We start from the raw sequence: 23,331 nt of genomic DNA on the forward strand, positions 1-23,331 counted from the left end.
GTTGCAGTTACTCTTCCATCAAATGAAATTCGTGAACCCAAACAGTCATTTGAGGTAACCACGGCATACCTGCGTGAGTAGACAGTATTGATTGTTTGTATTCCTCAACACTTGCATATCCTTCTCGTGCCACTAGTTCATCTGTTAACTCACCAAGTGTTTGTTGGTAGACGTGATTTACTAAGAATTTCTTATCGTTTAGCACCATGATTTCTCCTACATCTGCATAACGACCATTCCGGCGTGTCGCCGATTTCTGACCAAGCAGAACCTTTTCGACATCCTGCTTGTTCGTTACGAGTCTTTCGATGCTACAAGTTTTCGGCGGCAATTGCTGCACGTTTTTTTCAGACATTTAAATTCCACCTCTCATTGTTCTTTCTCAGTATAACCCTTTTCTGCCCTGTTATTCACCTCAAAAAAAATCGCCCCGTAAAAACCAGGGCGATTCTCAAAACTATTTTGCAAATACATGCTTACCGATTTTCGTAATCGTCGTGCGTGAGAAAATCCATGTATCCGTAACACCGCTCGGGTTATAGTAATAAGTTGAACCAAGTGATGGGTCAGATCCCTTCACCGCAGCCTTTACAGCCTGGTAAGACGATGCACTCGGTTTCAAATTATACTGCCCATCATTTATGGCAGTAAACGCATTACGTTGGAAAATAACCTGATCTATACTGTTTGGAAACGCAGAAGAGTCGATACGATTTAGGATAACAGCTGCTACCGCAACTTGTCCGGTATAACTCTCTCCTCGTGCTTCTCCATTTACAACACGTGCCATCATCTCAACTTCTGTTATTTTTTTACGTGTTAACGGTCCCGTAAAGCCCGTAGCTGAGACATTAAAGTCACGCTGAAACTGCATAACTGCATTTTTAGTTACAGAACCATAATAACCTGTAGCTGTCGTATGGAAATAACCTAATTTCCCTAATGTAGATTGTAGTTCTTTTACATCTTGTCCAGAAACACCTTCGTGTAAATCTGGCGAATGTGCTTCCACAGACGTTTGAGAAAAACCTAAAAATAAAACCGTAAACAAAGCAAACAATAGTGCTTTAAAATTTTTCATACTTTCTCTCCCTTCAATTCCAAGAATCAACAAACGACTCTTTTTAATAGTATATAATTGTAATTATATGAATTCAATCCAACGTAACTACTTTAAATTTATTGATAACTAGTCAAAATGAATAAGATACTGATTTTTTTATAAAAAAAGGTGCTTTCTCCTGCTAAATATTAGTTCTTTTCTCTTACGAAATCGAAAAACGAATGTTTAAAGCAAAACAGGTATCTGAAAATTTCTCAGATACCTGTTTTGCTTATAATTTTTTATAATGAAGCTGTACAAAGTCTCCATACGATTTTACCGATTTGAGCTTCAGAGAGGATTCCACATTGACCTCTTTGAATAACGGAATACCTTTGCCAAGTAATACCGGGGCGATGGAAATGATCCATTCATCAATTAGGTTTTCTTCGACGAAACTATGAAGCAACCCGCTACCGCCAACTACCCAAATATCTTTCCCTGACTTTTCTTTGAGTGCTTTTACAAAGTCTGAAACCGTTTGATCTGTAAACGTGACAAATGCATGTTCCTCAGCAACTGTTGATGTAAAAACATAACTCATTTTATCTTGATAAGGAAATTGACCATTTTCCGCTGCCATTACCCAATCATACGTTCTGCGTCCTAGCACTACCGTATCAATGGTAGCTATGAATTCAGCGTAACCCATATCTCCTTCTTGTCCTTCCGCTGCTTTGAACAGCCAGTCCAGTGAGTCTTCTGTTGTTGCAATATATCCATCTACACTCGTAGCAATGTAACAAACCACTTTTCTGTTGTTTTCCATATCATTTCTCTCCTCCAATAGTTGCTGCCCCTCAAAAATTCCGATATTAAAAGCTGCTTCGAGACTGGTCTCGTAGTTTTTTTAGGTTGTGGATTTTCTTTACTATATAGGTTGAATTAAAGAATCCAACAAATATGCCGCTTCGGCGCTATGGACAAGCCTTTGCTGGGAAGTGTCTCTGAAGAGATGGAGCAAAATAGCGAAGACGCCTTGGGGAGCAAGCGAAGTGCTGAAATCCACTCGGGCGTTTAGCCCGAGTTAGTTCAGCGCGAGCCCCCGGCAAGCGAGCTGTTTTGCGGAATATCGACTACTATAGGTTTATTAGTTCAACATATATATTTCTTTTTTACTTCTCATTAGACACTCTATCTTAAACTTCAGATTGAGTAGCTAGGTTTCGACGATGAGGCATTTGTTTGGTAAAGTAAACAGAAGATACTGACTGGAGGCGTTCAGATGAAGAAGATTGTTATTGTTTCAGATACACATATTCCATTTCGCGCTAAAAAACTACCTCAGCAACTGGTGGATGCATGCCAAGAAGCTGACTTTATCATTCACGCAGGTGATTGGCAAACGATGGATGTCTATCATGAATTAGCAGCTTATGCTGAAATTGATGGCGTCACTGGCAATGTCGATCCGTGGGACATTCTTGAAAAGTTTGGCCGCAAAAAGATTTTTACCTTCGGAGACTTGAAAGTCGGAGTCGTTCACGGTGACAGTGACCGTAAACCGACCGAACAGCAAGCTTATGACACGTTTAGCGATGACGATGTGGACATTATCGTTTTCGGACATTCCCATACACCCGTCATACGAGAAGTTGATGGTGTGACATTATTTAATCCTGGCTCACCAACCGATAAGCGCAGGCAGCAACAATATTCTTTTGGTTTATTAGAAATAGACGATTCGTGGGAACTCAAACACGTTTTCTTTGATAAAGAAAATTAGGCTGCGAGCAACTCATTTAACTACGTATTGCAGTCAAATAGGACGAAGAAAATCAGACCTCCTCAATGAGAGTCTGATTTTTCTTTGCACTCTTTTATCAGTACGAACCCAAGCTGTTTTAAAGCTGTCTCTAAATTAGCTTCAATCATGACCCCTTTTAGTGCAGCCGCAAAATGTGGCACTTTTAACGCCATAAAAGGCTGAATTCCCGTAATAACCGGCGTGACACCAATTACTTTCAGGATATTAACCAATTTTAGTAAGTATTCCCCAACAGTAGAGTTGATTTGTAAGACACCTGAAACATCGATAATCAAATAATCCATAGATTCTTGGCTACATTTTCCAAGTACGTGCTTGATGATAACTTCTGCACGCGAAGCTGTAATTTCACCTATAACAGGAACGATTGCTACACCTTTAGTTACTGGCACGATAGGCGCAGTCAGTGTTTGAATTTGCTGATTGGCTTTCTCAAGTTCTAATACATAGGTCAATAAAGTCGACATCATTTCAAAAGTAGAAAGGTCTTCCTCAGAAAGTTTATGGGATTGATCATCTAGTCCGCAAATCGTACCATAAACCGTACGATCGCTGTAATAAACTGGAACGCCGATGAATGTACCTTGACCATAGTTTTTTGTAATAGCCATCGAACGAGTTAACTCACTTGCTGAAACATCTTCTATGATTAACGGAGTAGGTCCGTGATTTATGCTCAAACTGCAGTAAGACTGAGGGAGTGGCATCGAACTCCCTTCTTCTACAAGGCTCTTACTGCTATTATGTGCTTTAATAATCTTATTTGTCTCGCCATCATTTTTAGCAATAAATAAGGAATTAATGCCAATTTGCTTGCTTAGCAACTGCAAAATATAGGCAGCTGCATCATCAAAGTTACCAAAACCTTTTGCTTCATGCGCAGTTTCCATTGCTGTTCCCCCTATCCGCTTTGCTCATTCTTTACGTAATTTTACCGACATTGCCATTAACAGCTTTCCGGTATGATGGTTATTTATTCTCTTCTAAAAAGGTTCATTTTTATTGTTGAAAGGGTATATGCCTAACAATAGCATGTGGAGGTGTAAATATGGAAAACGAATTAGATATTCTCGTATTGGAACAATCCAATACATTCATTTATTTCAGATGGACAGCGACCGAGGACGTTTGCCGCGTAAAGCGAGATGGGCAAATGGTTTATACCGGCACTCAAAATCGCTTTAAAGATGAAGGATTAAAAGAAGGTCACTTGTATACCTATACACTTGAACGCCTAGATGCGTCAGGACACTGGGTAGATAAAATCAAGCTACAAACAGCAACAGAAAAACGACAAATGAACAGCAACAATCGTTTAGCAGAGTTAGTTTTAACAACCATTGTTTCTAACAGTCGTATTTCTTTAGCTTGGGGAAAAATTGTTGGCATTACGGCTTATGATATCTATCGCAATGGAGCATTTATTGAAACCGTTGAAAAAAATCAGTACACGGACCGACAAGTTTCGATGAACGAAGAAGCAACTTACTGGATTCGTGGCAACCGTCCAATCGTAAAGTCTCAAAAAAAGGTTAGCGACAAAAAAATTGCGTTAAATAAGTTTTTTAATAGTTTACACCAAAAATCTCCGCAAAAAAAAGCAGCAACAGAAGACTTTTGGCTGACTAAAAAAATTGCTTCTCTCGATTCTTTATTGTCCGATAAAGAATCGACTCAACTAGTCCCAGCCTGGCAATTACGCTATACTACTTTTCTGCCAGATACCTTATTGAAAAACCCTAATCTCTTGTCCCCTTTTGCCTATTTTCAAGGGGATGGACGAAGCTTTGACGCTGAGTCACCGCATTACCGGTCTCAAGTCAATCTTACTATTAACTTTAACCAAAGTCCGACATTGGTATGGGACAAGCACATAGGACCCACCATTGGATACAATTGGCGAAAAAATTTTAGCAAAGCTGATATTGCTTCCTCTCAAAAAATTGAATTAGAGAAAGCAGCAGAAATCGAACCAAAAATGGTCATCACCTTAACGCATTGCGTAGGAAACCCACTCACAACGTCACCAAACATTGATTACGAACTATCAGCTGATTTTTATCAAAATGGCACGTATGACATTATTGGCGTACATGATCAATCGCCCAATCACGAAGTTTATTTGAAGTTTGAAGATAACCACGAATGGACGGCCATTCATCAAAAAGAAAGTGAAGGTCTCGCTTTTATGGCAGGACCTACTGCCAGTCACTATTGGCGAATATCCAATTTCTACTGAGATTTTCTATTCCTAAGAAAGCCCGAACCCGAGGATTACCGGATTCGGGCTTGTTCTATTATTTGTCCAGAAATCGTTTGCGTATGTGAGGAGGGGGCAGCATGCAGCTATCCAACTTGCCGAATACTTTATACCGATTTTTAGCGATAATGTCATACGCGCCGTCACGAACTACTCGTGGAAATGGTTTCAAGTAATGCGCCAATTTCCAGAGACCTGTTAAGTGATGCGAAATCATTAAAGCCCCTTCAGATTTCACAAACGCCTGTCCATCCTTGATCAATACTAAACTATCGACATCTCCCGGTACTTTGAATTTCCTTGAAAGTTCTTGGCCAATCTCACTTTGCAACGAAGCAAACTGATAATAGCCAGCGGGATCATGATTGATGATAAATTGAACGCTTGAATCGCAAAAATTGCAGTCTCCATCAAATAATACGATGGCATGTTCCATGAAAAATTCCTCCTTCGACAAAATAGTTCTGTTATGTGAATAGCCTATTCTTTCTTTATTCAAACACGTTGCTAGCTGAAACTGTTCCTTGATGGAAAAATAATCTCCAGCCATTTTCTCGTTTTTTCCAGACAGAACTCCGGTTCGTCAGCTTTCCCGTCTTTAAGTTGGTTATTTGGTACGTGGTCAGCACAGCATCTGGACCTAATTTGTGCATTTCGAAAAAATGAATAGCCATTGGGTCGGGATTTGATGGAAAATCCCCTTCAAAATCCTGACGTTTAATAAGACCTCCAGAACTGCCAAATTCAAAAAACTCATCGTCCAGCACTTCACTTAACTTATCGGTTGAAACCCAACACTCCGGCTCCAAGTGGCTGCATTCAAGCCTATAAATTTCTTCTTTCAATCTATCCATACTTAACCCCCTAGCTGTTATTTCCCGGGAAATCGTGCTGTTTTTTAAATCCCCTCCTTGCCTAACGGCAGGAGGGGATCGTTTTATTTATCGTCTTTGAAAAAATCTTGTGAATCTTCGCTTGGTTGATCTTGCGGTGTATCCGACGAGCCAAAATCCTCTACATCTTCAAAACTATCTTGGTAGTCTCGAATGCCGTCGTCTTCTTTTTTGACAGGCTGTGCTGTGGAAGCCTGTAGAACATCTTCTTCAGATGGGCGACTTTCCAAATCCGGATGTTGATCTGCGTGATCGATACAAGTCAACGCGGTTGGCAATGCTTCCAATCGTTCAAACGGAATTTCTTTGCCACACACTGAACACGTCCCGTAGCTACCGTCTTCAATTGCAGCTAGAGCTGCTTTAGCGTCTGCTAATTCTTCTTCTTTAAACTGAGTCATCGCCAGACCGCGTTCTTGATCGTATAAATCTGTGGCATTGTCAGCAGGATGATTATCGTAGTTTGAAAGTTCGGTCGTCTCAAACTCTTCTGTATGCTCTACGCGTTCTTCTAGTGATTCTACTTGTTCTACTAATTGCTTTTTCAATTTCTTTAGTTGTTCATCTGTCATCCAATTTCCTCCTCAAAAAACTCACTTATTGTTATATTGCCTTTATCGGGGAAATCAAACCTGAAATGATACTGACTCTTTTAGCAGGAGGACTTAAAAGTCATCAAATCGATCCAAAAGACTTAATAAATAATCATCTAATCGATGTCGTACCAACTCGTCAGACAATCCTTTCATACCGAACGCTTTCCACCCCGGGTACACAGTAGGTGATCCATTTAAGGTGTCTATTAGTGAAACCAGATCCCAATACGGATCGTAAACAAATAGATTCCCAGCATGCCGCTGATACGCTGCCAGAAACTCATTAGCAACAGAAATTCCATACATCTGAGCTAGGTTGACACGGCAATGGCCAACATCGATTCCTGCGGGCCCTCGACATGCGTTGACCCAGTCTACGATAGCACTAATTTCGCCGTTTTCCCACAGCACATTAGCTGGATGGAAATCTCGATGAATGAAACACTCCCGCACTTTAGGACGGTTTCCAGAAACAATGTAAAAAGCTCGCATCCAATCGTTTTGAACTTTGGACCACGTCGGCTTTTCAAGTAAGAACGCATCGTTATAAGAAAAATATTCGTATGGAAAGTCTTCTGCCTTTATTTGATGCAACTCTGCCAAAGCCGCTGCCAGTCGATCTGTCCATTTGTTATCATGAGTTGGTTGAAGTACGACAGAGCCAGACTCTTTTGTCATGAATACTGCAGGCACGCCATTTTCTTGTCCGGTTTCGTCATAAGCGATTAAGTGAGGGACAAGAAGGCCGGACTGCTCAGCGTACTGAAGGCTATCTGCTTCATGTCTTGCTAAATCAGGCTCTTTTTCCAACCAATCGGCTTTATGAAAAAGTCGCAGAACGTAAGAAAGCACTTGATCGTTCTCTTTGACAGTTAGCTCAAATAGCTTTGAAGAGGTTCCGCCCGTCAGCGGATCAACGTCGATGATTTCTACTTGCTCGTTTAGTTGGCTTTTCACCCATTCTATTGATTGCTTTTGTAATCCATACTGTTCGCCTGCCATTCTTGTCGCTCCTTTCTGCCTATCTTTTACCTTTAGTTTACCATGAAAAATATGGATGCTATCCGTCAATGATAGAGAAATTAACAGATAATCCACTCTTTTTAAATTTATACCTTTAGTGAGTCGTGTACAGTGTCGGTTTTTTCAATTTGGATGGTGGCATGTTCAATTCCGCACACATCATAAACCAATTTCAAAGCTTCTTGAAGAACCTTTTGCTCTTGTATATTGACATCGACATCAATGTGGCATGTAAACAAGTCCATGCCAGATGTAATCGTCCACACGTGAAGGTCATGAACGTCTAACACACCTTCGATTTCAAGCAGCCGCTCTCTCACTTGCTGCGTATCAATCGTCTCAGGTGTTCCCTCCATCAAAATATGAATGCTATTTTGAAGAATGCCCCAGGCGCTCCGCAAAATCAATAACGCAACAGCGACCGAAATCAGCGGATCCGCTATCGTCCAGTCAAATAACAGAATAAGCATGCCCGCTACTATGGCGCCTACTGAACCAAGCGCATCTCCGATAATATGCATATAAGCACTTTTCATATTAAGATTGCCTTGAACATCGGCACCACGGTTTAACACCCACGCGCTCAATACGTTAGCAGCAAGACCAATTGACGCAATGACTAGCATCCAACCTCCTTGAACTTCCGCAGGCTCATATAAACGCTGGACAGCTTCATAAATGATAAAACCTGCCATAACAAATAACGTAATACCATTAATAAAGGCGGTAAGAATTTCAAAACGGTAGTAGCCATAGGTTTTGTTAGCAGACGCTGCTCTTCCCGCAAACCAAATAGCTGACAAACTCAGTACCAGTGAAACCGTATCCGACAACATATGACCGCTGTCTGCAATTAAAGCCAAACTGTTTGTGAAGAGTCCGCCGAAAAACTCTAGCAACATGATGCCGGCTGTTATGATAAGTGCGATAGATAAAGCTTTTTTATTGCCGCTTCTAACTGTTTCAAAATGATCATGATCATGCCCCATGCGATCCTCTCCTTTGGCTGTTGCTAATATGTTAACAAATTTGGTCGATTGACAACGCATAGTAAGTCTTATACGATAGATGAGTAAAAAGTAAATACCCCGGCAACGGGAGAGGTTCATAGCATTTCACCCTCTATAAAAAACTATGGATTGTCGAAACTCAGCCAAATCCACATGCGATTTGGCTTTTTCTTTTGTCCGTTTTTTATAACCCTCTTCCTAACCGGGCATCTAAAAGGAGGCCGTTTTTATGGCAGGAAGAAACGAAGACACGCTCGAGCATTTAGAATTGCTTGGCAATCAAAACACCAAGTATAAATTTGAATACGATCCAGACATTTTAGAACCCATCGACAATCTGCACAGCCGTGATTATTTTGTGAAATTTAATTGTCCTGAGTTTACTTCCCTTTGTCCGCAAACTGGGCAACCCGATTTCGCTACGATCTACTTGAGCTTTATTCCCGACAAAACATTAGTCGAAAGCAAATCACTGAAGCTTTATTTATTCAGTTTCCGCAATCATGGAGATTTTCATGAAGATGTTGTTAACATCATTATGAATGATTTAATCAAATTGATGGATCCTCGGTATATCGAAGTTTGGGGAAAATTCACGCCACGTGGCGGTTTGTCGATTGATCCTTACACAAACTATGGCCAACCTGGAACAAAATACGAAGAAATGGCATCGTACCGGATGATGAATCACGACATGAATCCCGAAACGATTACCAATCGATAAGGAGCTCAGCAAATGTTACTTTATTTGAACGGCGCATTTGTCGGCTTGTTAATCTTATCGAATATACTCGCGGTGAAATTATTCAGTATCGGCGAATGGGCTGTTTTACCGGCTGCTGTCATCGTCTATGTTTTCACTTTCCCGATCACAGATACGATTGCAGAAGTATATGGCAAAGAAGCTGCAAGACAAACCGTTACAGCAGGATTTGTTACACAGCTTTGTGCACTGGCGTTTATTTTTCTTGCTATTCATTTGCCAGCTGCTTCTTTTTTTACGAATCAAGAATCATTCGAAACCATCTTTTCTGCAGGTTTTCGTGTTACTGTAGCCAGTCTCGTTTCTTACTTTATTAGTCAAAACCTGGACGTCACTATTTTCCATAAACTGAAAGAAAAACATGGTCATTCCAAGTTGTGGCTTCGCAATAATGCCTCAACAATGGTCAGCCAATTGGTCGATACGAGCATTTTCATCACCATCGCTTTTTACGGCACTTTGCCAACTAGTGTATTACTTGGCATGATTGTGACACAATATGCATTCAAATGGCTCGTGGCTGCAGCCGACACGCCACTGGTGTATTTACTCGTCAAGTTATGCAGACGCGATCTAGCAGGCCATCAAATTTACGGACATCAAAAACCGGAAGCTCTCCAATAGAGAGCTTCCGGTTTTTTCATCATATATGCTGAAGTTTGACTGTTTAGACCTTTGCCCGTTCTTTTTGCAAACCATCTTTACTGTGTACTGTCGCACCAGTCAGGACCATATCCGCTACAATCGGCATATGATCGGAAACGGCCGTCTCAATAACGGCTACCTGTACGACATCAATAGCGCTATCTGAAAAAATATAGTCGATTCGTATTGCTGGAGACAAAATCTCAGCTGTTTCTTTATTTGTGTAAGGAGAGGGATATGTGTAGGCATCGCCTCTTTTCATTGTCAAAAAAGCATCGTTGAACTGGCTGTTGAGTTTTTGCATATAACCGTTCGAAGGTGGGGCATTAAAGTCCCCAACAAGAATTTGTGGAAAGCGGGTTTTTTCTGTAAGGGTCAAAATTTCATCAACACTAACTGCTAGCTCTTCATCTTTCAGCGCTAAATGGGTATTAAATACACTCAAATAACTACCTTCCACTTCAATGATGGTTTCTAACAGACCCCGTTGTTCATTATTTCCAAATGGACACGGAACTTGAGTCAATAAATGATTTTCGACGTATTTGATTGGGTAGTTACTCAAAATGACATTGCCATATTGATGATTCGGACGTTCTGAATCTTCAGGTGCAAAACTCATATTGGCTCCGTAAGCCGCATGCATGCCAAGTCTTTTGCTCAACCACTCTACTTGGTCCACAAATGAACTGCGAGCAGAAAAATAACGGTCAACTTCCTGCAAGGCAATAATGTTCGCACAGGATTCCTCGATAACTCCTGCGGTCCTCTCCAAATCGACGACTCCATCCATCCCCAACCCATGAGCAATGTTAAAAGACATAACTTTGACAATTGGTGCTTTCTTTTGATTCCCGTGCATGCAAACCTCTCCTTTTCGATGAACACAAATCGTTGGCAGCTGTTTAATTGGCTTTAGTATAACAAGTGCTTGTGAAGTGGCTGTGACAAGAGTGTAAAGATTTCGTAAACGGAAAATCCGAGGTGTTACGACTTGCTTCCATTTCAGAAGAGTTTATGCACGTTCAGTAGAGTTTACACACGTTCAAGAAAATTTATGCACGTTCAGAAGAGTTTACGCACGTCCAAGAAAGTTTACGCACGTTCAGTAGAATTTATGCACGTTCAAGAAATTTACGCACGTTCAGTAGAGTTTACGCACGTTCAAGAAAATTTATGCACGTTCAGTAGAGTTTACGCACGTTCAAGAAAATTTATGCACGTTCAGTAGAGTTTACGCACGCCCAAGAAAGTTTACGCACGTTCAGTAGAATTTAGAGATGCGCAGCAAAAACAAAAGTTCCGCTCTAAACCAATCGCAACATAAAAAATGCAGACAGCCTATTAAGTCTCGGCTGCCTGCACTTGAACAAATTTTTATTCTTCTGGTGATGTATAAACCACAATGGCGTCCCTTAAAAATTCAGCGGCTCCATGGTTTACTTTGTTGTAATACGCAGCAAATCGCTCGTCTGCCACATAGATCTCTGCGAGTCCTCTATGCGCTTTCTTGCTATAGGACGGCCACGTAAAGTTTAACCACTGGCGATGTAACGCAGCCATTTGCTGAGCCGCGTCGCTCGACGGGTCTTTCGTTTCGATAGCGTTTGCCAAGCTGTTTAATACTTGCTGCTCTAAACTTTTAAACGCCAGAAACTTCTCTTCGCCCATCCCTAACATGTTGGCATTCGATTGATCGACTAGACTATCACCATATTTACTGCGTATTTCATTGCCATATTGCTGTTCGTTGTCGTCCACACGTTTTTGCTGAAAGCCTTGAAATTTCTCTTTGTCCCCCATCATGCTCTCTCCTTTTTTCGTGGAAATGGTTTTTTCCACATTGATAATCAAGAGATCCAATTGCCGCCGTTTCGCGAGAAGTGTTTCCCGGTGTGCTTTTAAAGCTTTGGCACTATCGAAGCCAGAGTCATTAACGATGTTCTTTATCTGTTCCAGTCTCAATCCGAGTTCGCGGTAAAATAAAATTTGCTGCAGCTTATCGACTTCCCGCGCGCCATAAATTCGATATCCGGACGCATTTTTTCTTAACGGCTTCAATAAATCAATTTCATCGTAATAACGCAAAGTCCGCGTGCTAACTCCGGTTAACTCCCCCAACTTTTGCACGGTATAGTCCATTTCTCCACCTCCTGATGAATCTACCCTACACCTTGACGTTGCGTTAAGGTCAAGCAGGTTAATCAAGTTAGTTGCTGTGTGGCAAAATCGCGGTACAGCGCGTGACTCGCTATTAGTTCTTGGTGAGTTCCAATTCCGGTAACACGCCCTTTTTCAATAAAAACAATTTTATCCGCATCCACAATTGTCGACAGTCGATGAGCGATAACCAAAGTAGTCCGCCCTTCCATTAAGCGACTTAAGGCCTGTTGAACGATGCCTTCTGACTGACTATCTAAACTCGCTGTCGCTTCATCCATCATCAAAATTTTGGGATCGCGTAAAAAAGCTCGGGCAATGGCAATTCGTTGGCGCTGACCGCCGGATAACTTAACGCCGCGTTCCCCGACTTCTGTATCCAGTCCATCAGCAAAGCCACGTATGAAATCTTCCGCATAAGCCATACGTGCAACTTGCCACAATTCTTCAGCTGAAATTGCTGCCGAGTTTGGCAATCCGTACGTTAAATTTTCGCGAATGGTGCCACCCATCATAGCACTTTCTTGCGACACATAACCGATTTGATCTCGCCAAGACGTGATTGAAATTTCATCGATTGGCATGTTCCCTATCAAAATCTCACCTGACAGTGGTTCGTAAAAGCGTTCAATCAACCCAAAAATTGTAGTCTTTCCACCACCACTTGGTCCTGCAAATGCAATCATTTCACCGGGTTGTGCTTCAAATGAGATATTAGCTAGAACGGGCTCTCCTTCCCCATAAGAAAAACTTAACTTATTAATTTGTAACGATTTCCCGGCAATATCTAAAGTTGATTTTGGCTGTTGTTCTTCTAATGGCAATTCTAAAATGTCGATAATGCGTTCTGTCGCACCTTTGGCTTTTTGAAGCTCTGTGAAAAAGCGCGCGAAAGTCGCCATCGGAACAATAATTTGAAATAAATACAATAAAAATGCAACGAGCGAACCTGTCGACATTTCCCCATTTGCTACACGAATTCCGCCGTAGCCGATGATTGATACGATAACGACCATGACGACCAAATACATTAACGGTGCAATCAATGCGTAAATTTTGGCTTCTTTCATACCAAGCGCAAACAATTTATGGATGCCTTGTACACCTTTTGTTTCTTCTGTATGTTCAGCCGTTGAAGATTTCATCAACCGAATTTCACCCAAAGTTTGTTGCACATGCCCCGTAAAATGAGCAGTCTCGTCTTGTAAGCTACGAGAAATTTTGGCCATTTGGCGGCCTAGCGGTACCATAACGACAACTGTTAGCGGAACCGACAACATCATCAGAAGCGTCATTTTCCAGTCCAGAATGACCAAAATAATTACTGCCCCAATTATAGAAATAATGCCGGTAATAAAAGAAGGGAAATGATCCGTGATTAAATTCCGAACAATTCCCGTATCATTGACAACTCGACTTACCGTTTCTCCACTGGAATGCTGATCAAAATAACGGACACGCAAGCGGATCAATTTTGCCCACATGCGCTCTCTCAAGCCAGCGACTACTCGTTGTCCGACCATGCTGAGCAAGTAAATCGAAATGCCATTAATGACAGCTTGCACAATAAAAGCCGCAACGATTCCAACAATCAACGGAACACTTAAGTCATTAAGGGAAAAACCATCAACTAGATTTTTTGTTAATAACGGTACCACAAGTCCAACAAGCGTAGTAATCAGACTAGCCGTCAAACCAATAGCTAGCGCAAGTTTCGGGATTTTCAATGTCAACAATAGCGAAATAAACGGCTTTAAACTCTTTTCTTTAGCGTTCTTTTTCATCATAGGAGCCCCTGTTCTGTCAGTCGCATGAAGCGAAGTTACTCTAGTTCTTCACTAGTTTATTACAGAAAACTTATAGCTGTTCTACATACACTAAAAACACCTGCAGAAAAATTCCACAGGTGTTTCCATTTATAAAATCGGTGTTTAGGCAGCTAAAGTTTTCAGCTGTTGCCAATTTTCAAGGCGTTTATCTAAAATGAAATTACCAAACGGCACGAATGCTGAAACAACGGCACCTACAGAAAAACGGAACGGCCATTTAAAAACAAACGTCATATAAATGGTAATTAAAATATACATACTGAACAAAGCCCCGTGAATCGGTCCAATCACGCTAACCGCTTCTGGAAAATCAAAAAAATATTTTAACGGCATCGCAATAAACAGCAAGATTAGCAGTGAACCGCCTTCAACTACGCCCATAAAACGAAATGTGCTTAACGCATTTTTAAACATGAACTATCCCTCGCATTCTGCTTTCATTATAAAAGCGAAAGGGGAACGCTGTACAGGGATTAGCGGGAGAACGCGGGAACTTTCTACAAAAGTACGCAAAATTTCGACACAAACCATGAGTCGTTCCTTAGTTGACTAGGCTAGAATAAAGAAACCTTTCTACGTTATCCTAGTTTCACAAAAAGAACTTTCAAGTAATTGCCTTCTTTAAATTCTTTGTGCACGCGGAAATCACTAGGTAATGTGAATTCCTCAACAATGCTGTATTTTCCACCAAGTTCCTTAAAGGCTTTGTCGATAAATCCTTTAAATTTCTTCATGCCAAAAGAAGCACTATTGGTCGAAGCAACGATAACGCCGTTTTTTTCTGTAATGGCGATTGCCTCTTTCATCAAGTTCGTATAATCCTTAGACGTACTAAACGTGTATTTTTTTGAACGCGCAAAGCTTGGTGGATCTAAAATCACGACATCAAACCTTAATTCTTTTCGCTTAGCGTATTTAAAATAATTAAAGACGTCCATAACCAAAATATCCTGATTTTCAAAATCAATGCCATTCACACTGAATTGCTCAATCGTTTTACTAGAACTTCTCTTCGCCAAATCGACACTCGTCGTTTTCCGTGCTCCACCAAGTGCGGCTGCTACTGAAAATGCGCCAGTGTAGGAAAACGTATTGAGTACTGTTTTGCCTTTGGCGTATTTTTGCTTGATCACATTTCGTACATCACGCTGGTCTAAGAAAATTCCTGTCATCGCTCCGTCGTTTAAGTAAACAGCAAAGTTCACACCATTTTCTTTGACGACTAACGGAAATTCACCGCGTTCGCCCGCAACAAAATCATCTTCCTCGATATACTGACCTTTTGTATCAAATCGTTTTTTCTGGTAAATGCCTTTGCATTCCGTCACATTTTGAAGTGCGGCAATGACTTGATCTTTAAACGTATAAACCCCTTCACTATACCAGCTAAGCAAATAAAAACCGTCATAATAATCAATGATCAACCCTCCGAAACCATCACCTTCACCGTTGAAAACACGAAAAGCGGTCGTCTCTGAGTTATTGAAAAAAGCTTGTCTACGAGAAATCGCAGTCGTCAACTTGCGTTCAATAAATGCTTGATCGACAGTTTCATTTTCATCATTGGTCAGCACCCAGCCATACCCCTTATTTTGTAAGCCGTAATAGCCTTTTGCTAAAAAACGTCCTTGTTTATCAACAAGTTTCAAAATACTTCCTTCGGTTTGGAGAAATTCTGCATTTTCTAAAGCTTCTTTCGTCACTAAAGGATAACCGTTAGCGTAACCTGTCTTAAATTTCTCATTTATTTTAACTGAAATTTCCGAATTCATAATCTCTCATCCTATCTGTCAACCACTGTTTTGCTTTATAATTAGTGTATACGATAGCTGACCGGATTCCCACCCTCGCCATGTGAATTTTCCAACACACTCAGTAGGAGGAATTGCCATGAAGCAGAAGTTTTATGTTTACAATATTCTATTAACTAATGGGGAATACCTGGAGAACATCCGCGTTGAAGGACCTCTTGAAGACCACTTTCCAGGGGTTTCGGTGAGTCTTTTTTCTGTTGAAAATATCGAAGGGAAAACGATTGTCTTAAGCGTATTCCACATCGTCAAAGCCGATTTAATTAGCATAGAAGAGTCATAAAGCAGATTCAGACTACAAAAAGCGTTTTGCATGACAGATGCAAAACGCTTTTTCTATTCCTGAATCCAGTCCCAAGCATTGTTCATTTCATCTAATGTAAAATATTTCACTTCGAGTTTCGGTAATAATTTTTCTATTTCTGCTGACTTTTCTTTTATATGGCTGGAACTGATTACAGCAAATTTATGAAAATGATTCCATGCATCCATGTTTACTTTCATGCTTTCTTCTAATCCTTCAAAAGATGCGCCTTGTCTTTCGCTTATGATGGCATAAATATTGAACTTTCCTTTATCCGCATATTTTTCTTGAATGATTTTATCAATTTTCATCGCATCCTGGTATGTGGCTGCTCCTTCGAATTCAATAGCGATTGTTTCTATGTCTTTGCTTGGTACAAATGACAACATCTTTATTCCTCCTCGTCAGTAATAGACTTGTTGTTAGTTTTCATATTCCCCATTTAGAAGCTAACAAACGGCTATAGCCAGACTTTTTAATGCTATCTACCGATATATTGCATGAAATATTTTGTCGATGGTGCCAATTACTGTATAATAGAATCTATTACGCAGTAAAAAGGGGAGCTTGTAATGCCTATTCCAGTTAATCACGCTAAGCCAGTCCGCGTGTCAGCTAAAGAAAGTGCTTATCTTCAATTACAGCAATGGATTATTGATGGTACGCTACAGCCTGAAGAAAAATTAATCGATACAGAATTGGCGCAAGCATTGAGTTTGAGTAGAACTCCAATACGCGAAGCGTTGCAGCTGTTGGAAGTTCAAGGGTTTGTAGAAATGTTTCCAGGAAAAGCTACACGCGTCACTACTATTAAAAAAGGGGACCTCAAAGACTTGTTGCCACCTCTCGCTGTTTTGCAAGCCTTGTCAGCAGAACTTGCTATTCCTAATCTTGATGAGCATGTCTTTCGTTTGCTCGAAGAAACTAACCAACGATTTATTGAAGCCATTGAAAGCCAAAATGGTTTTTCAGCTTTAAAAATCGATCAAGAGTTTCATCAAATTATTGTCGATGCTGCAGATAATCCTTATATCCACTCAATCCTCAGCAGTCTCCAGTCTCATGTAAGACGACAATTTTTTCATCATTCATTGATGTTAACTAAGAGCTCATACGATGAGCACGTCGAAATTATCCAGACCTTAAAAGAAAAAAATCCAACTAAAGTGACACAACTTATGAAATCCAATTGGATTCGTACGATTGATGAGTTGTCGACTGAAAAACTTCTGTAAACTAATTAGAAAAAGCTGCATCAAAAGCATAGACGCTTTTGATGCAGCTTTTATTTTAGAAGCAAACCTGGTTTACCAGACCCGCCATTATTGCTTAAAATTATGCGTTATGCTGAGCCGATTGAACTTTCACAGTTTTTTTGGTCCGAGCAATAACCGTTGTGATCGCGATAACAAGTAGCGCAGGCAAAAGCCAACCAAGACCGTTACTGTATAATGGCAACGTATCTGCATAAAAATCGATAATCGACTGCAACCATGCTGGATTGTCGACTCCGATTGAAGAAGTTAAGGTTTTCAATCCATCAATGACGCTAATAAATAATGTAACAATGATTGTCGATACATAAACCAGTTGCGCATGTCTGAACAACGGCGACAAGAACGCCAGGATGATCAAGACAATCGCTAATGGATACAAGAACATTAACACAGGAATTGAATAGGTAATGATGTTCGCAAGTCCCGCATTGGTCACGACCAATGAAAAGACAGAGAAAATCACAACATACGTCTTATAACCGATTTTCGGCGTTAATTTGTGGAAAAATTCAGCGTTTGCCACTGTCAAGCCAATCGCTGTTGTTAAACAAGCTAGGATGATGATGACAGCAAGCAACATGGCACCAAAAGTTCCGAAATAATAATCAGAAGCCCCACTGAGTACGGGTCCCCCTGTTTCCATAAGACCTAAAGTAGCTGTACTCGTTGATCCTAAATAAGCAATTCCTGTATAGACAATTGCCAATAAAGCTGATGCAACCACGCCACTTTTCAAGGTAGCCATCAATACGCCTTTAGGCGAATTCACGCCCATTTTGCGAACAGCCGAGATGACAATAATTCCGAACACAAGAGAAGCAAGTGCGTCCATCGTGTTATAGCCTTCTGTAAATCCAGTAAAGAAAGCGTCGCTTTTATAAACCGGTTGTGGTGCTTCTTGGTTGCCCATTGGTTTCACAAAAGCGGCGACCAACAAAACGCCCAACGTCAGCAAAATAGCTGGTGACAAAACTTTTCCGATACTATCAACTATTTTTGTTGGGTTTAATGACACAACAAGTGAAACGCCAAAAAAGATCAATGAGAAGATAAGCAAACCGATCGTTGCGTTTCCTGCTCCAATAAACGGAGCCACTCCAACTTCATACGAAACTGCACCCGTTCTTGGTAACGCGAAGAAAGGTCCAATTGTTAAATACAGCATTGCCGTGAAAATCAGTCCATAAACGGGATGCACACGGCTTGATAAATCCTGCAAATCATTGCTTTTCGAATAGCCAATTGCCAATATTCCAAGTAACGGCAAGCCGACACCAGTAATCAAAAATCCGAAGATTGCGATCCATACGTTTGTTCCTGCATATTGTCCCAGCTGCGCCGGAAAAATTAAGTTTCCTGCTCCGAAGAACAGCGCAAACAACATCATCCCTACTACTGCATAAGACTTAAACGATAACTTACTGTCCATTACTATTTCCTCCTGTAGATTAAAACCATGGTTTCGTCTTTAGTATTTACAATTTCAATATAACACGTTTCTTCTTTTTAAAACGTATACGATATATTGCATAAAATAATAATACAACATTGAGTCCAAAATGCAAGCTTTTCAACGGAAGTTGTTTTTAAATTCCGTCTATTTAGTCAATTGTCATTTTCGGGTTATTCTTCCAATATAGTATCTATACTATTAAGTGTATAAATAATCAAAAATCATATTTCTCTATGTGGATACACGCGCACCGTAACGCAATAAAGAAAGATAAATGACTTTAACACTATCCACAAAAAATACAGCTTGGATTCTCGCATCGTTATTTCTGATCTGATTAGACAAACACAGCCTCTACTCTCGCTTTTCAAATGAAATGCTGTAAAATAACTTACTATGGAAAGAGCAGGGTTTTTTATTACTAACCGGAAGGCGGCGTTCTCTTTGAAAATCATCTACATCTTTCTTCAGCTTTTCGCCATCACTGGCTTTTATTTATTAGGTGAAACAATTCAAGCCCTCTTCAACATTCCGCTGCCTGGCAGTATTATTGGTTTTCTTTTATTGTTTGCTGTTCTTATGCTTAAAGTTTTTCCACTAAAATGGATTGATTCAGGTGCACATTTTCTATTGGCTTTTTTACCACTTTATTTTATTCCTGCTACTGTTGGTGTCGTTGAATACGGAGAGCTGTTTTCTGGAAAAGGAATTTTACTAATTCCCATTGTCATGGTTAGTACGTTTCTTACCATCGCGGTATCCGGCTGGGTCAGTCAATATATCGCCGCGCGAAAGGAGCCGTCTTCATAATGGAAGTTAATCTAATTGCTGTTTTCTTTGCCGCCTTGACTATTGCTGTTTATTTTCTTACGAATGTTGTTTATGTGAAATATCAAAAAACGCTATTGAACCCAGTACTTGCTTCTACAGCAATCCTATCGGTTGTATTGGTAGTCGGCAACATCCCTTACGATACGTATTTAACAGGTGGCAGCTGGATCGGTACACTTTTAGGGCCGGCAGTTGTCGCGTTAGCCATTCCTCTTTATAAACAACGCGGTTTGCTTTTCAGTAATTTACTCCCTATTTTTTCAGGCATTATTGCAGGGGTGGCAGTTGGCATGACGAGCGGAATACTGTTTACTCAGCTATTCCATTTTTCAGAACAACTGATTTTGACCGTTTTACCAAAATCATTGACGACACCCGTCGCGATGCAAGTGGCAAGCGACCTTGGTGGTATTCCTTCTCTAGCTGCGGTTTTCGTTATGGTTGCAGGGTTTACCGGTTATATTATCGGCCCGTTCTTTTTAAACTGGTTGCATATCGATTCGGCAATCGGTCGCGGCATCGCACTCGGTACGTCCTCACACGGCATGGGCACAGCAAAAGCCTTTGAATACGGTCAGCAAGAAGCTTCGATGAGCTCTGTTGCCATGACCTTAAGTGCTGTACTTGGGGCCTTACTAGGTCCTGTTGCGGCGTTTTTGCTCCTGTAAAACAGTAAGAAGAGGCTGTCTCATAATCCTCTAAAATAAAAAAGACAGAGAAAAAGGGTTGCCCTCAAAAGTCGTTTTTCGTGACCTTTTGGGACAGCCCTTTCTTTTATTGCTTTCAATTCGTTGTTATTTCCCAATATCCCTCCGATTAAATCCAATCATGCCAATGACAATGAAACCAATGGCGACCAAAATCAGTATGGCTGCAGTCAAATAGTCCATCTCCTCAATCGGAAGTTGAGGCACATGACCATAAGGCGTTAATTTTTCTACCCAGTCTGGAAATCGAAACAGGTTGCCCATGTAAACGACGATAAAAGAAAACAGTAAATACAGCCATACCACACTCGTCCATTTAGGAGCCCAACCAAGCAACAGCGACGCGACCCCGACCATAACAAGAACTGCTGGAAAATAAACCATCGCCGAACTGTAAAACATGGCGAGTGACAGATTTTCTGCCATTACCAAATTTCCTACCAGCCCCATACTAACAGGCGCGATACTCAACATCACAACTGCCGTTAAAATGGCCATCGCTAGGTAACTAGTCATTATGTGGTTTCTGGAAACTGCACGACTCAAAATATGCTCGAGTCGATCGTTCTTTTCTTCTGTTTTCAATTTCAGAATGGCCATTAATACCGGAATGCTTCCTATAATCGCCATAACCGCCATAAGTATTGGAATGAATTGCTCTATCAAAGAAGAGCCCGTTGTCTGAACAATCATTTGTTGCATAATATCAATTTCATTAAAAAACGATTCTAAATCACCGAGAATTGAACCATAAGAAATGCCGATGAGTAGCAAACCTAGCCCCCATACAAGTAAACCGGTTCGCTGAAGCCGAAAAACAAGCCCAAACGAACTGAGAAGTAATTTTGAAGCTCCTTCTTTTCCTGTCCGTGAAGCCAAAAAGCCTGATCCGAGATCTCTGATTGAATTGAGGTACAGAGCTAATCCCATCAATAGCAACGCAACTATCACGGTTAACCCTATTGGCCACCAATAATTATTGACGTAAGCTTCTGTTCGCAAAATCCAGTTGAGTGGCGACAACCAAGACAAGGTTTCATTTGTCACGTCACCGATAGCGCGAATGATATAGGCTAGCAACAAAACAACAAAAGACAATCCCAATGTCGTTCTAGCGTTTGAAGATAGCTGTGCACAGACAGCTGCCACACCAGCAAATATTAATCCGCTCGCGCCCAAAGCAGAACCGTATACTAACGATGCTTCAAACCCCATACTTTCTATACCTAGCATCGTTAACGAAACAGCAGTCAATAGCGCCAATACTACATTGACTCCGATCAACACCAGTAAAATAGACAACAGATTCGATAGTCGGCCTACTGGCAAAGAGCGAATCATTTCGATGCGACCATCTTCTTCATCTGTGCGTGTGTGACGAATTACGAGCAAAATGTTCATTAAACCGACCACTATCGCGGTCATTAAAAGCATTTCATGAGCAGTCATAGCTCCGATTGTGTAATCATTAAACCCATACCCTGGTCCCACCATCGCAGTCATGGCAGGATTCCGCATCGTTTCAGCCATCGCTTGCCTTTCTGCATCCGTTTGATACAAGCCAACAAAAGCTAAGGAAACAATGACTGAGACAGCAGCGAACGATATCAACCAGATAGGTAGACGCAGACGATCGCGACGGAGAATAAAAAGGATTAACGTTGCTGTCCCTTCAAAAAGATGTCGCTTCATTATAATCCGCCCCCTGCTCCTGTCGGTTTACTGGCTCCTTCGTAATGACGCATAAATAGTTGCTCCAAAGTCGGCGGTGAACTTTCGATGCGAATTACGCCGAACTGACTAACATACCGAATTACATGCTCCATTTCTTGCGTGTCCACGTGGAAAGACCACGCATTTCCTTTCTGCTCAATGCCACTCACGCCTTTAAGTCCTGCCAAATCTTGAATTCGTTCTTTTGTTTCCACTAGCAAAACCGAACCTGTTAAATGGCGAAGCTCGTTTAACGAGCCCGTTTCAATGATTTTTCCTTCACGAATAATCGCGACTTTATCACAAAGCTTTTCGACTTCAGATAGGATGTGACTGGACAATAAAACGCTCTTCCCCTGTGTTTTCGCTTCGATAATGTATTCCTGGAAAACTCGCTCCATTAAAGGATCAAGACCAGAAGTCGGTTCATCTAGTATATACAAATCTACATCTGATGACAGCGCTGCAATCAACGCGACTTTCTGCCGATTTCCTTTAGAATACGTTCGGCATTTTTTTGTTGGATCTAAGTCGAATTTTTCGATGAGGTCCTGTCGGCGATTCAGGTTGTTACCTCCGCGCAGTTTGACAAACAAATCGATAACTTCTCCTCCTGTTAAGTTAGGCCATAAATTGACGTCGCCAGGAACATAAGCGACACGCTTGTGGATTTCCACCGCATCTTTCCACGAATCCTTACCAAAAATTTCAGTTCGTCCTTCTGTAGCTTTTAAAATGCCAAGCAAAATGCGCAAGGTTGTAGACTTACCTGATCCATTAGGTCCGATAAACCCGTAAACTTCACCTTTTTCTACTTGAATATTCACTTTGTCCAGCGCTGTAAAATCCCCAAATCTCTTCGTCAAGTCAACTGTTCTTAAAATGGTCATGGATATCCCTCCTAGTTTGCGTAAAATAATTTAGTCAAAATATCGAGATATTCATAAAAGTAACAGCTGATTCATTCTTAATGGAACTGATCCGCTAAGCCAGTTGATAGAATTGGTTTTATTCCTATCACCTAGCTTTACAATTTTTGAATTTCACGTGTTCTTTCGCAGCATGTTCTACGTTTACATTAAAGCTTCCGGTCATGTCGGTCAATAACCCCCCTCTCATTAAACTGATTTTTCCAACTATTTGTCGTGTGTGATTCTAGATTATTTAACTGCGATTGACACTCTGT

General features: G+C 40.9%; 26 protein-coding genes and 1 riboswitch. Of the genes, 8 read left to right on the forward strand and 18 right to left on the reverse strand.

Features of this window, described 5'->3' with window-relative positions; genetic code table 11:
* Positions 1-7: 7 nt before the first annotated feature.
* The 3 genes from AUO94_RS07335 to AUO94_RS07345 form a co-directional block, all read right to left on the reverse strand.
* Positions 8-355: an ASCH domain-containing protein gene (locus AUO94_RS07335; protein ID WP_058386607.1), complete on the reverse strand. Its 348-nt coding sequence runs from the start codon at positions 353-355 to the stop codon at positions 8-10.
* Between the two features lie 102 nt (positions 356-457).
* The gene (locus AUO94_RS07340) at positions 458-1,081 is read right to left on the reverse strand and encodes a cell wall hydrolase (RefSeq protein WP_058386986.1); all 624 of its coding nucleotides are present in this window, start codon (positions 1,079-1,081) and stop codon (positions 458-460) included.
* Between the two features lie 253 nt (positions 1,082-1,334).
* Complete coding sequence (locus AUO94_RS07345; RefSeq protein WP_058386608.1) at positions 1,335-1,871, reverse strand: dihydrofolate reductase family protein; 537 nt, start codon at positions 1,869-1,871, stop codon at positions 1,335-1,337.
* A gap of 456 nt (positions 1,872-2,327) precedes the next feature.
* On the opposite strand from AUO94_RS07345, the gene AUO94_RS07350 reads away from it, so the two are divergent.
* Positions 2,328-2,828 carry a metallophosphoesterase family protein gene (locus AUO94_RS07350; RefSeq protein ID WP_058386609.1) on the forward strand — a complete coding sequence of 167 codons (501 nt, stop codon included), beginning with the start codon at positions 2,328-2,330 and terminating at the stop codon, positions 2,826-2,828.
* Positions 2,829-2,890: 62 nt separating this feature from the next.
* Here AUO94_RS07350 and AUO94_RS07355 read toward each other — a convergent pair whose 3' ends face one another.
* Positions 2,891-3,760: an STAS domain-containing protein gene (locus tag AUO94_RS07355; protein WP_058386610.1), complete on the reverse strand. Its 870-nt coding sequence runs from the start codon at positions 3,758-3,760 to the stop codon at positions 2,891-2,893.
* 158 nt (positions 3,761-3,918) lie between these two features.
* On the opposite strand from AUO94_RS07355, the gene AUO94_RS07360 reads away from it, so the two are divergent.
* Positions 3,919-5,109 carry a hypothetical protein gene (locus AUO94_RS07360; RefSeq protein ID WP_058386611.1) on the forward strand — a complete coding sequence of 397 codons (1,191 nt, stop codon included), beginning with the start codon at positions 3,919-3,921 and terminating at the stop codon, positions 5,107-5,109.
* 58 nt (positions 5,110-5,167) lie between these two features.
* Here AUO94_RS07360 and AUO94_RS07365 read toward each other — a convergent pair whose 3' ends face one another.
* The 5 genes from AUO94_RS07365 to AUO94_RS07385 form a co-directional block, all read right to left on the reverse strand.
* Positions 5,168-5,566 (reverse strand): thiol-disulfide oxidoreductase DCC family protein, encoded by a 399-nt coding sequence (locus tag AUO94_RS07365; protein WP_058386612.1) that lies wholly within the window; start codon positions 5,564-5,566, stop codon positions 5,168-5,170.
* Between the two features lie 55 nt (positions 5,567-5,621).
* Positions 5,622-5,984, reverse strand: a complete 363-nt coding sequence (locus AUO94_RS07370) for a nuclear transport factor 2 family protein (protein WP_058386613.1) — start codon at positions 5,982-5,984, stop codon at positions 5,622-5,624.
* An 83-nt stretch (positions 5,985-6,067) separates the two neighbouring features.
* Positions 6,068-6,595 (reverse strand): TraR/DksA C4-type zinc finger protein, encoded by a 528-nt coding sequence (locus AUO94_RS07375; protein ID WP_058386614.1) that lies wholly within the window; start codon positions 6,593-6,595, stop codon positions 6,068-6,070.
* 93 nt (positions 6,596-6,688) lie between these two features.
* Positions 6,689-7,621 carry a phosphotransferase family protein gene (locus AUO94_RS07380; RefSeq protein ID WP_058386615.1) on the reverse strand — a complete coding sequence of 311 codons (933 nt, stop codon included), beginning with the start codon at positions 7,619-7,621 and terminating at the stop codon, positions 6,689-6,691.
* A 107-nt stretch (positions 7,622-7,728) separates the two neighbouring features.
* Positions 7,729-8,631, reverse strand: coding sequence for a cation diffusion facilitator family transporter (locus AUO94_RS07385; protein ID WP_058386616.1), 903 nt, complete (start codon positions 8,629-8,631; stop codon positions 7,729-7,731).
* 105 nt (positions 8,632-8,736) lie between these two features.
* A riboswitch (PreQ1 riboswitch) is annotated at positions 8,737-8,784 on the forward strand.
* Between the two features lie 97 nt (positions 8,785-8,881).
* Here AUO94_RS07385 and queF point away from each other — a divergent pair.
* Entirely contained in the window at positions 8,882-9,376 is a 495-nt protein-coding gene (gene queF / locus AUO94_RS07390; RefSeq protein ID WP_058386617.1) for a preQ(1) synthase, read from the forward strand.
* Between the two features lie 12 nt (positions 9,377-9,388).
* Entirely contained in the window at positions 9,389-10,039 is a 651-nt protein-coding gene (locus AUO94_RS07395) for a queuosine precursor transporter (RefSeq protein ID WP_058386618.1), read from the forward strand.
* Positions 10,040-10,082: 43 nt separating this feature from the next.
* On the opposite strand, the gene AUO94_RS07400 is transcribed toward AUO94_RS07395, so the two are convergent.
* From AUO94_RS07400 to AUO94_RS07420, 5 genes are all read right to left on the reverse strand, one after another.
* The gene (locus AUO94_RS07400) at positions 10,083-10,922 is read right to left on the reverse strand and encodes an endonuclease/exonuclease/phosphatase family protein (protein WP_058386619.1); all 840 of its coding nucleotides are present in this window, start codon (positions 10,920-10,922) and stop codon (positions 10,083-10,085) included.
* 515 nt (positions 10,923-11,437) lie between these two features.
* Complete coding sequence (locus AUO94_RS07405) at positions 11,438-12,202, reverse strand: MerR family transcriptional regulator (RefSeq protein WP_058386620.1); 765 nt, start codon at positions 12,200-12,202, stop codon at positions 11,438-11,440.
* Positions 12,203-12,264: 62 nt separating this feature from the next.
* Complete coding sequence (locus tag AUO94_RS07410; RefSeq protein ID WP_058386621.1) at positions 12,265-14,004, reverse strand: ABC transporter ATP-binding protein; 1,740 nt, start codon at positions 14,002-14,004, stop codon at positions 12,265-12,267.
* Between the two features lie 147 nt (positions 14,005-14,151).
* Positions 14,152-14,463, reverse strand: coding sequence for a DUF3817 domain-containing protein (locus AUO94_RS07415; RefSeq protein WP_058386622.1), 312 nt, complete (start codon positions 14,461-14,463; stop codon positions 14,152-14,154).
* Positions 14,464-14,627: 164 nt separating this feature from the next.
* Positions 14,628-15,821 (reverse strand): class I SAM-dependent rRNA methyltransferase, encoded by a 1,194-nt coding sequence (locus tag AUO94_RS07420; RefSeq protein WP_058386623.1) that lies wholly within the window; start codon positions 15,819-15,821, stop codon positions 14,628-14,630.
* Between the two features lie 118 nt (positions 15,822-15,939).
* Here AUO94_RS07420 and AUO94_RS07425 point away from each other — a divergent pair, with 118 nt between their 5' ends.
* Positions 15,940-16,143 carry a hypothetical protein gene (locus tag AUO94_RS07425; protein ID WP_058386624.1) on the forward strand — a complete coding sequence of 68 codons (204 nt, stop codon included), beginning with the start codon at positions 15,940-15,942 and terminating at the stop codon, positions 16,141-16,143.
* 53 nt (positions 16,144-16,196) lie between these two features.
* Here the strand turns inward: AUO94_RS07425 and AUO94_RS07430 are convergent, their stop codons facing one another.
* The gene (locus tag AUO94_RS07430; RefSeq protein WP_058386625.1) at positions 16,197-16,553 is read right to left on the reverse strand and encodes a SpoIIAA family protein; all 357 of its coding nucleotides are present in this window, start codon (positions 16,551-16,553) and stop codon (positions 16,197-16,199) included.
* 183 nt (positions 16,554-16,736) lie between these two features.
* On the opposite strand from AUO94_RS07430, the gene AUO94_RS07435 reads away from it, so the two are divergent.
* A complete protein-coding gene (locus AUO94_RS07435; RefSeq protein ID WP_058386626.1) occupies positions 16,737-17,399 on the forward strand; it encodes a GntR family transcriptional regulator in 663 nt (220 codons plus the stop codon).
* 100 nt (positions 17,400-17,499) lie between these two features.
* Here the strand turns inward: AUO94_RS07435 and brnQ are convergent, their stop codons facing one another.
* The gene (brnQ, locus tag AUO94_RS07440; RefSeq protein WP_058386627.1) at positions 17,500-18,870 is read right to left on the reverse strand and encodes a branched-chain amino acid transport system II carrier protein; all 1,371 of its coding nucleotides are present in this window, start codon (positions 18,868-18,870) and stop codon (positions 17,500-17,502) included.
* 468 nt (positions 18,871-19,338) lie between these two features.
* Between brnQ and AUO94_RS07445 the strand changes: the two genes are divergently transcribed.
* Both AUO94_RS07445 and AUO94_RS07450 read left to right on the forward strand, forming a co-directional pair.
* Entirely contained in the window at positions 19,339-19,704 is a 366-nt protein-coding gene (locus AUO94_RS07445; protein WP_058386628.1) for a CidA/LrgA family protein, read from the forward strand.
* On the forward strand, positions 19,704-20,393 hold the full coding sequence (locus AUO94_RS07450; RefSeq protein ID WP_058386629.1) for an LrgB family protein: 690 nt from the start codon (positions 19,704-19,706) through the stop codon (positions 20,391-20,393). The genes AUO94_RS07445 and AUO94_RS07450 overlap by 1 nt, the downstream gene beginning before the upstream one ends.
* A 126-nt stretch (positions 20,394-20,519) precedes the next feature.
* Here the strand turns inward: AUO94_RS07450 and AUO94_RS07455 are convergent, their stop codons facing one another.
* Together AUO94_RS07455 and AUO94_RS07460 are read right to left on the reverse strand one after the other, a co-directional pair.
* On the reverse strand, positions 20,520-22,124 hold the full coding sequence (locus AUO94_RS07455) for an ABC transporter permease (RefSeq protein WP_058386630.1): 1,605 nt from the start codon (positions 22,122-22,124) through the stop codon (positions 20,520-20,522).
* Positions 22,124-23,035 carry an ABC transporter ATP-binding protein gene (locus AUO94_RS07460; protein WP_058386631.1) on the reverse strand — a complete coding sequence of 304 codons (912 nt, stop codon included), beginning with the start codon at positions 23,033-23,035 and terminating at the stop codon, positions 22,124-22,126. The genes AUO94_RS07455 and AUO94_RS07460 overlap by 1 nt, the downstream gene beginning before the upstream one ends.
* Positions 23,036-23,331 lie beyond the last annotated feature (296 nt).

The organism is Planococcus kocurii (assembly GCF_001465835.2).
GTDB classification, from domain to species: Bacteria; Bacillota; Bacilli; order Bacillales_A; family Planococcaceae; genus Planococcus; species Planococcus kocurii.